This is a genomic window from Cytobacillus sp. IB215665, assembly GCF_033963835.1.
GTDB lineage: Bacteria > Bacillota > Bacilli > Bacillales > SM2101 > Nanhaiella.
In genome coordinates, this window is the sequence record NZ_JAXBME010000036.1 from 1 (window position 1) to 7,449 (window position 7,449).

A 7,449-nucleotide genomic window follows, 5' to 3' on the forward strand; every position below is an offset into this window, starting at 1 on the left:
GTCACTTCACCATTTCACCCGAAGGCAAAAAGCGCCTTCATGTGAAATGCTTCCAGTGCTTGTTGGGGATGATCAAGGCGCATGCGCTTTTCTTGTTGTCTAGCTCCGCCTCCTAGCCTCTCGAGTCGTTTCACCTTTACATCAGAAGACAAAAAGCGTCTTCTGTCGTAAAGGTTCCAACGCTTGTCGAGTCTGACAGTCGGCTTCGCTTTTCTTAATTAGTAAGCATGTTATAATAATAAAAGGCTAAGTTTGGAAATAGGAGGAATAAGATGACAGTGACTGATCGTGAACAACAAGTTTTAAATGATATAATTGCTTGGGAAAGTCGATTCTCTCAAATGAACCCGACAGACTTTGAATTATTATATGATAAATGGCTGCATAAATCTTTTCAACTTCTTCCTGATGATATAAGAACAGAGTTTTTTGTAAAGATGGATAACTGGTTATTTCATTTACATGCAATGATTCAAGGATCACAGCCACAAATAGATACGAGAGAACAAATCATTACTTCTGCAAGGTTATTTGATGAAGACATAAATCAATTATCGGATTTACAAACATTATCCATAGATCAGCTTACATATTTATGTGAACAGCAAGTTGCCAAGAGTAGATTGTATTCTTTTGTCCAAGGTGGGGTTACTGGTACAGGAGGAGCACCGTTTTTAGGAATTGATTTACCTCTTATGTTAATTATTAACTTAAGAGCAGTTCAATTAATTGCGATGTCATATGGCAATGAAATAAATACACCTTCCGAAATGATGACAGCATTGAAGGTATTTCACGGTGCGACACTTCCAAAAAGATTACAAGGCAATGCATGGGGGAATTTGTTGAACGAAATAGAAAATTCAACTCAGTCATTTTTTTATGAAGGGAATGAAAACCTAATTAATGAAGAGTGGCTGGACCAACCTCTTAAACAGATACTAAAAACAATGATGATTTACTTTTTCCGTAGAAAAATGATTCAAGGAATACCAATTGTCGGTATAGCGATTGGTGCGGGTATAAACTATCAATTAACTAGAAATGTTACAACCTTTGCACAAAAATATTACCAATACTCATACCTACATAAGAAAGGTGGGAATCCTTTATGAGCACAATAGAACATAAAAAAGAGGCCCCAAAGCTGGTTAGATGTAAAGTGATTACAATTAGTGATACGAGAGATAAAATGACAGATAAAAGTGGACAATTAATGATCTCTTTATTAAAGGATGGTGGTCATAAAGTTGTTGATTATGACATCGTGAAGGATGATCAGGAGCTTATTCAACGTTCAATAATAGATGGGTGTGATCGACAAGATATTGATGTTATTCTCACAAATGGCGGCACCGGGATTGCAAGACGAGATGTGACTATTGAAACAGTTAAAGATATGATAGACAAGGAGATAGTAGGTTTTGGGGAATTGTTTAGAATGTTAAGCTACACTGAAGATATCGGTTCTGCAGCAATACTATCACGTGCGATAGCTGGAGTAGCAGGTGATACAGCAATTTTTTCTACTCCTGGTTCTTCTGGAGCCGTTAAGCTTGCAATGAATAAACTTATTCTTCCGGAGCTCGGTCATGTAGTCCGTGAAATAAGAAAGGACTTATAGTATTTATTTAATTGCAGTGCTAACATGCGCACCTATCCTCTCTAGTCACTTCAACCATCAAACCGAAGGCAAAAAAGCGCCTTCGGTTTGATGGCTTCCAGTGCTTGTCGAGTCTGATCAGTCTGCTCCGCTTTTCTCTATACATGTATTTTTTCGGTTACATTTTGGTTGATTCGATACCATAGCCATAAATCATTAATAATGGAGGCTAATTCTGCTATTTCTGAATTGAGTATGCATGAACGTTGAAAATCATTTTCATTTCCAAGTGCTGCTTGTTTGTTATTTATTATCTTTTCTAAATCTGCAATACGGTCAGGGATTTTCCCTCGAACCTTCTCCCAATGCAACAATATTGCTTGCTGATCATTTTTAGTAAAGTCTTCCCAATTCTTCTGAAGTTTAGGAATGGATATTCCTAAACGTTTATCCATTATAAAATTTTCTATCATTAACCTTCCTCCAAGACTAGTTACTTATCGTTATTGTACATTACTAAGTTCTTTTTATCCAATAGAGAATTTTTGTACTTATTATAAAAATTCTATTGAAATCTTTTAAAAGTGCTGTTATCATTTATGAATAAATATAAATTAATAAGAATAAATATACAAAAAAGTGTTAGGGAGAGTTAAAATGACTAATAAAAAAATTGTTTTAGCATATTCAGGTGGCTTGGATACTTCTGTAGCAATTAAATGGCTTCAGGAACATGGGTACAGTGTTATAGCGTGTTGTTTAGACGTTGGGGAGGGAAAGGATCTTCAATTTATTAAGGACAAAGCGTTAAAGGTTGGAGCAATCAAATCATATGTCATTGATGCAAAAGAGGAATTTGCAAATGATTACGCTTTAATATCAATGCAAGCACATACGTTATATGAAGGGAAATATCCATTAGTATCTGCATTATCAAGACCACTAATTTCAAAAAAGCTAGTAGAAGTTGCTGAGCTTGAAGGTGCAGTTGCGGTCGCTCATGGTTGTACTGGTAAAGGAAACGATCAAGTACGTTTTGAGGTGGCTATTAAAGCACTCAATCCTAATTTGGAAGTGTTAGCACCAGTTAGAGATTGGAGTTGGTCTCGTGAAGAAGAAATTGCATATGCAAAAAACAAAAACATACCTATACCGGTTAATTTGGATAGTCCATTTTCCATCGACCAAAATCTTTGGGGAAGAAGTAACGAATGTGGTGTGCTAGAAGATCCATGGGTAGCTCCTCCAGAAGAGGCTTACGAACTAACAGCTAGTATAGACAATACACCAAATATACCTGATATTGTAGAAATTAACTTTGAGAAGGGGATTCCTGTATCTTTAAATGGCAAAAAATATTCCTTAGCTGAACTTATATTAGAATTGAATTTATTAGCTGGAAAACATGGGGTAGGTAGAATCGATCATGTTGAGAATCGTTTAGTCGGTATCAAATCTCGGGAGGTGTATGAGTGCCCGGGAGCAATGACACTTATAAAAGCTCATAAAGAACTAGAAGATATAACATTAGTCAAGGAAGTGGCACATTTCAAACCACTCATTGAAAAACAGCTCACTGAATTAATTTATAATGGATTGTGGTTTTCACAATTAAAAGATGCGATACTAGCATTCTTAGCTGAAACACAACAGTTTGTGAACGGTATCGTACGTGTGAAATTATTTAAAGGGCATGCGATCGTTGAAGGAAGAAAATCACCAAACTCATTATATGATGAAAAATTAGCAACCTATTCTACCGAGGATGACTTTGATCATTCTTCAGCAGTCGGTTTTATAACACTGTGGGGGTTACCTACGAAAGTGAGCAGTATCGTTAACAATGAGAAGGTGACAGTGTGAAGAAACTTTGGGGAGGTCGTTTTACAAAAACAGCTGAGGAATGGGTTGAAGAGTTCGGTGCTTCTATTCCCTTTGACCAAGAACTTGTAGAAGAAGACATTGAGGGTAGCCTTGCACATGTCACAATGTTAGGTAAATGCGGAATATTACCTGAAGGTGATGTTCAAAAGATTAAGCAAGGGCTTCTGTTATTACAACAAAAAGCATTAAACAATGAATTGTCTTTTTCTGTGGGTGAAGAAGATATTCATCTTAATATTGAAAAAATGTTAATTGAAGAGATAGGGTCTGTGGGTGGGAAGTTACACACAGGCCGAAGTAGAAATGATCAAGTAGCAACGGATATGCATTTATATTTACAAAAAAATGTGAATGAAATTATATTATTAATTTGTCAATTCCAAGCTGCACTTGTTACGCAAGCAGAGCACCATATTGACGCGATTATACCCGGTTATACACATCTACAACGAGCACAGCCAATATCCTTTGCACATCATTTAATGGCTTATTTTTGGATGCTTGAGAGGGATAAAACTCGATATAAGGAATCATTAAAACGTATAAACCAATCTCCGCTTGGTGCTGGAGCATTGGCTGGGACAACTTTTCCCATTGACCGTAAATATAGTGCTTCATTGTTAGGGTTTAATAGTATTTACGAAAATAGTATAGACGCAGTAAGTGATAGAGATTTTATTGTTGAATTTTTAAGTAACAGTTCTATGCTAATGATGCACTTATCACGCTTATGTGAAGAAATGATTTTATGGTCTAGTCAAGAATTTCAATTTATTGAAATTGATGATCGTTTTGCAACAGGAAGTAGTATTATGCCACAAAAGAAAAATCCAGATATGGCTGAACTAATTCGTGGGAAAACTGGCAGGGTTTATGGGAATTTATTTGGATTATTAACTGTCTTAAAGGGGACGCCATTAGCTTATAACAAAGATATGCAAGAAGATAAGGAAGGAATGTTTGATACTGTAAAAACTGTTATTGGTTCACTACAGATTTTCACAGGCATGATTGCATCAATGGTTATTAACAGAAATCAAATGTCAGCTGCGACTAAGCAAGATTTTTCAAATGCAACTGAATTAGCTGACTACTTAGCATCGAAAGGATTGCCATTTCGTGAAGCTCATGAGATTGTAGGCAAACTTGTACTAACATGTATCGAGAGAAAACTTTATTTGTTAGAGCTACCATTCAATGAATACAAAAATGCATGTCATTTATTTGAAGAAGATATATTTGATTATTTGGACCCATATACTGCTGTAAATCGTAGAAACAGTGTAGGAGGGACTGGGTTTCGAGAAGTTGAAAATGCAATATTACAAGCTAAATTACGTTTAGAAAAAAAGTAATCCAGGGTTATAAAACCCTGGATAATTTATTATATTTAACTATTCAAAAGTTACATGTCTTTTTCAGTTCTAACGATTAGTACGTCGCATTTTGCATAACGTGTAATCGCTTCCGAGACGCTTCCGATAAAAAACCTTTCAATTGCACTTAGCCCTGTAGCACCACAGATGATAAGGTCTACATTTTGTTTAGGTGCTATCTCTTTTGCAATATGTGCTTTAGGTGAGCCAAAGTCTATATCAATAGTTATTTCTTCTATACCAGCCTTATTTGCTAGATCTTGATATTCTCCTAGGAGTTCTGTAGCATATTTCTCAGCTCTTTCTGCTATCATTCTGTCATAAGTCTCAACCGTGGCAAATGATCTTGTATCTACAATATGTGTTAGAACAATACCAGCATTATTTCTTTTGGCAATCTCAACAGCTTTCTTAAAAGCCCATTCAGCCTCTTTAGACCCATCCACTGCTACTAGAATTTTGTTATAAGTTATGCTCATAATAAAAATCACCCCTTAGGATTAGTATTTCTTTATATTACCAGTATAGCATGTTAAAAAAATTAGAAACTAATGATGTCTTGAAAATATTATGACAATTAAAAAGGGGTGATGATAATGGAAAAACATAAAAATAATACAGGTACTAAAAATCAGTATAACTATTTCGAAGAGGCTTCAGAGGAAATTAGTCAACAAATTACAGAGGCATACTCAAGTGGTGTGATTGAGCAACAATATGATAAACAACAAGAAGCTGAGGATATTAATAATAAATAGTATGAACTAAGACATCGTGACTTAAGAGGTCATGGTGTTTTTGGTTGGGAAAATATACAAAGAGAAACATCTTGTAATATAATAAAAATGTACAACTTTACATATATAAAACATAGCCAATAATGCTGGAAAAAATACATGTAATGATATTTAGGGGGAGGGTGAAATTGTGAAACATGCGCTGATTACTGCAGGGGCAAAGGGACTTGGTCGGAAAGTAACAGAAAAACTTTTAGAGAAAGGATACTCTGTGACGGTGAATTATCGTACGTATGACCAAGCTGTCAAAGATTTTCAAGATAAGTATAAGCACTTGAACGAAAGGTTGCAATTTATCCAAGGAGATGTAACGAATAAAACAAATTTAATTCAACTCGTTGATAAAACAATGGAGAGGTTTGGACGAATTGACTTCTTAATTAACAATGCAGGACCTTATATTTTTGAACGTAAGAATCTCATAGATTATGAAGAGGCTGAGTGGTATGAAATGATTGAAGGCAATCTAAATAGTGTCTTTCATTTGCTCAAAAAAACACTCCCGATAATGCGAAAACAACATTTTGGTCGAATTATTACATATGGCTTCCAAGGTGCTGATGCTGCTCAAGGTTGGATTCATAGGTCTGGGTTCAGCGCAGCTAAAGTTGGTCTAGTATCGCTAACTAAAACAATTGCACTAGAAGAGGCTTCATATGGAATTACTGCAAATATGGTATGTCCAGGTAATATATTGGGTGATATGAAGGAAGCTTCTATTTTGGATGCTAGAAACATGACAGGTATGAACCACACACCAATAGGTAGGTCTGCTACAGGAGAAGATATTGCAAGAACGATTACTTTCTTATGTGAAGATGATTCAGACATGATAACGGGTTCTATCATTGATGTGACAGGTGGGGAAAATGTAATAAACAGATTTAGGTAATACAAACCAACTATGGTTGTAGCATTTAACTCCATTGTTCTTACAATCAGGTGAAGGTGGTTCTCCACCTGATTGTAAAGTGTGGTTTTACTCGAAAAATCCTTGAAGCCAAGGTTCAACATCTAAGATTTCATCTCGCATTTTAACTGCAAGTTCTTGAATTTCTGCCTGAGCATGAGTACCAGGCTTTCTTTTGCTATAAAAACTTAAGAAAGATGTTAGATTGCATGTCATTACAATATTTGTGTTTACTGATTGTGGTAAAATAGCACGTGCGTCTTCAGGCTTAACCTTCATTTCTATTAGTTTATTATACATATTCTGTATATCATCCATGTAAGTTGAAAAAACTTCTAATTGTTCTTCATTTAATGAAACAGGGTTTGAATAAGTAAAGCCACCACTTTTACTATCACTGCCGTAATTTACATACCTTTGAGATTCAATGGAATATGAAAAGCCAACTCTATGTCGCGTTAATTGAGCCATAAGCGCTCTTGAAACACCTTCAAGAGCAAACGTAAATGAGATATGTTCCATCGTAGAAGTATGTCCGCTATGTACAATATGTCGTATTAATCTGTCCATATCATTTCCACTTCCACCATCTGTAGCAGGTTTGTTAAGGTATCTATGCCCTTCTTGTTCAACAATGTCGGTTGGTAAAAGGTGAGAGTAGCAGTTTCTTATTGCGGTAAAGGCAACTAATTTGCCATCTGTTACTCCTAAGTCTAGTACATCTTTTAGTTGTTCTCGTTTTTTATTGGATAGCTGGGTGTGAGAAAATAATTCAACTTTCATAATATACCTCCTGATTGTCTTGGTCAGCCTGCGTTTCTTAATTGTCTAGCTCCAGGCGCCTATCCCCTCGAGTCACTTCACCCTTTCATCAGAAGG

The 7,449-nt window shown here is 35.7% G+C and carries 9 protein-coding genes; 6 read left to right on the forward strand and 3 right to left on the reverse strand.

The features are described 5' to 3' along the window. The first annotated feature begins 272 nt into the window (after positions 1-272). Positions 273-1,115, forward strand: a complete 843-nt coding sequence (locus SLH52_RS23075) for an EcsC family protein (RefSeq protein WP_320211546.1) — start codon at positions 273-275, stop codon at positions 1,113-1,115. Beyond that, positions 1,112-1,624 (forward strand): MogA/MoaB family molybdenum cofactor biosynthesis protein, encoded by a 513-nt coding sequence (locus tag SLH52_RS23080; protein WP_320211547.1) that lies wholly within the window; start codon positions 1,112-1,114, stop codon positions 1,622-1,624. The genes SLH52_RS23075 and SLH52_RS23080 overlap by 4 nt, the downstream gene beginning before the upstream one ends. 137 nt (positions 1,625-1,761) lie before the next feature. Here the strand turns inward: SLH52_RS23080 and SLH52_RS23085 are convergent, their stop codons facing one another. Continuing rightward, complete coding sequence (locus tag SLH52_RS23085) at positions 1,762-2,076, reverse strand: hypothetical protein (RefSeq protein ID WP_214481624.1); 315 nt, start codon at positions 2,074-2,076, stop codon at positions 1,762-1,764. Between the two features lie 184 nt (positions 2,077-2,260). Here SLH52_RS23085 and SLH52_RS23090 point away from each other — a divergent pair, with 184 nt between their 5' ends. Then, on the forward strand, positions 2,261-3,466 hold the full coding sequence (locus SLH52_RS23090; protein ID WP_320211548.1) for an argininosuccinate synthase: 1,206 nt from the start codon (positions 2,261-2,263) through the stop codon (positions 3,464-3,466). Beyond that, complete coding sequence (gene argH / locus SLH52_RS23095) at positions 3,463-4,842, forward strand: argininosuccinate lyase (protein ID WP_320211549.1); 1,380 nt, start codon at positions 3,463-3,465, stop codon at positions 4,840-4,842. The genes SLH52_RS23090 and argH overlap by 4 nt, the downstream gene beginning before the upstream one ends. Positions 4,843-4,892: 50 nt before the next feature. Here the strand turns inward: argH and SLH52_RS23100 are convergent, their stop codons facing one another. Beyond that, on the reverse strand, positions 4,893-5,342 hold the full coding sequence (locus tag SLH52_RS23100) for a universal stress protein (RefSeq protein WP_320211550.1): 450 nt from the start codon (positions 5,340-5,342) through the stop codon (positions 4,893-4,895). Positions 5,343-5,459: 117 nt separating this feature from the next. On the opposite strand from SLH52_RS23100, the gene SLH52_RS23105 reads away from it, so the two are divergent. Beyond that, positions 5,460-5,621: a hypothetical protein gene (locus SLH52_RS23105; protein ID WP_320211551.1), complete on the forward strand. Its 162-nt coding sequence runs from the start codon at positions 5,460-5,462 to the stop codon at positions 5,619-5,621. Between the two features lie 169 nt (positions 5,622-5,790). Next, positions 5,791-6,552, forward strand: coding sequence for an SDR family oxidoreductase (locus SLH52_RS23110; RefSeq protein WP_320211552.1), 762 nt, complete (start codon positions 5,791-5,793; stop codon positions 6,550-6,552). 87 nt (positions 6,553-6,639) lie between these two features. On the opposite strand, the gene thyX is transcribed toward SLH52_RS23110, so the two are convergent. Continuing rightward, positions 6,640-7,353, reverse strand: coding sequence for an FAD-dependent thymidylate synthase (gene thyX, locus SLH52_RS23115; RefSeq protein ID WP_320211553.1), 714 nt, complete (start codon positions 7,351-7,353; stop codon positions 6,640-6,642). Between the last annotated feature and the right edge of the window lie 96 nt (positions 7,354-7,449).

Excerpts from the sequence above, each read along its gene's own strand:
- SLH52_RS23075 (WP_320211546.1), top strand. The coding sequence starts at position 273 with ATGACAGTGACTGATCGTGAACAACAAGTTTTAAATGATATAATTGCT.
- SLH52_RS23080 (WP_320211547.1), top strand. The coding sequence starts at position 1,112 with ATGAGCACAATAGAACATAAAAAAGAGGCCCCAAAGCTGGTTAGATGT.
- SLH52_RS23085 (WP_214481624.1), bottom strand. The coding sequence starts at position 2,076 with ATGATAGAAAATTTTATAATGGATAAACGTTTAGGAATATCCATTCCT.
- SLH52_RS23090 (WP_320211548.1), top strand. The coding sequence starts at position 2,261 with ATGACTAATAAAAAAATTGTTTTAGCATATTCAGGTGGCTTGGATACT.
- SLH52_RS23100 (WP_320211550.1), bottom strand. The coding sequence starts at position 5,342 with ATGAGCATAACTTATAACAAAATTCTAGTAGCAGTGGATGGGTCTAAA.
- SLH52_RS23105 (WP_320211551.1), top strand. The coding sequence starts at position 5,460 with ATGGAAAAACATAAAAATAATACAGGTACTAAAAATCAGTATAACTAT.
- thyX (WP_320211553.1), bottom strand. The coding sequence starts at position 7,353 with ATGAAAGTTGAATTATTTTCTCACACCCAGCTATCCAATAAAAAACGA.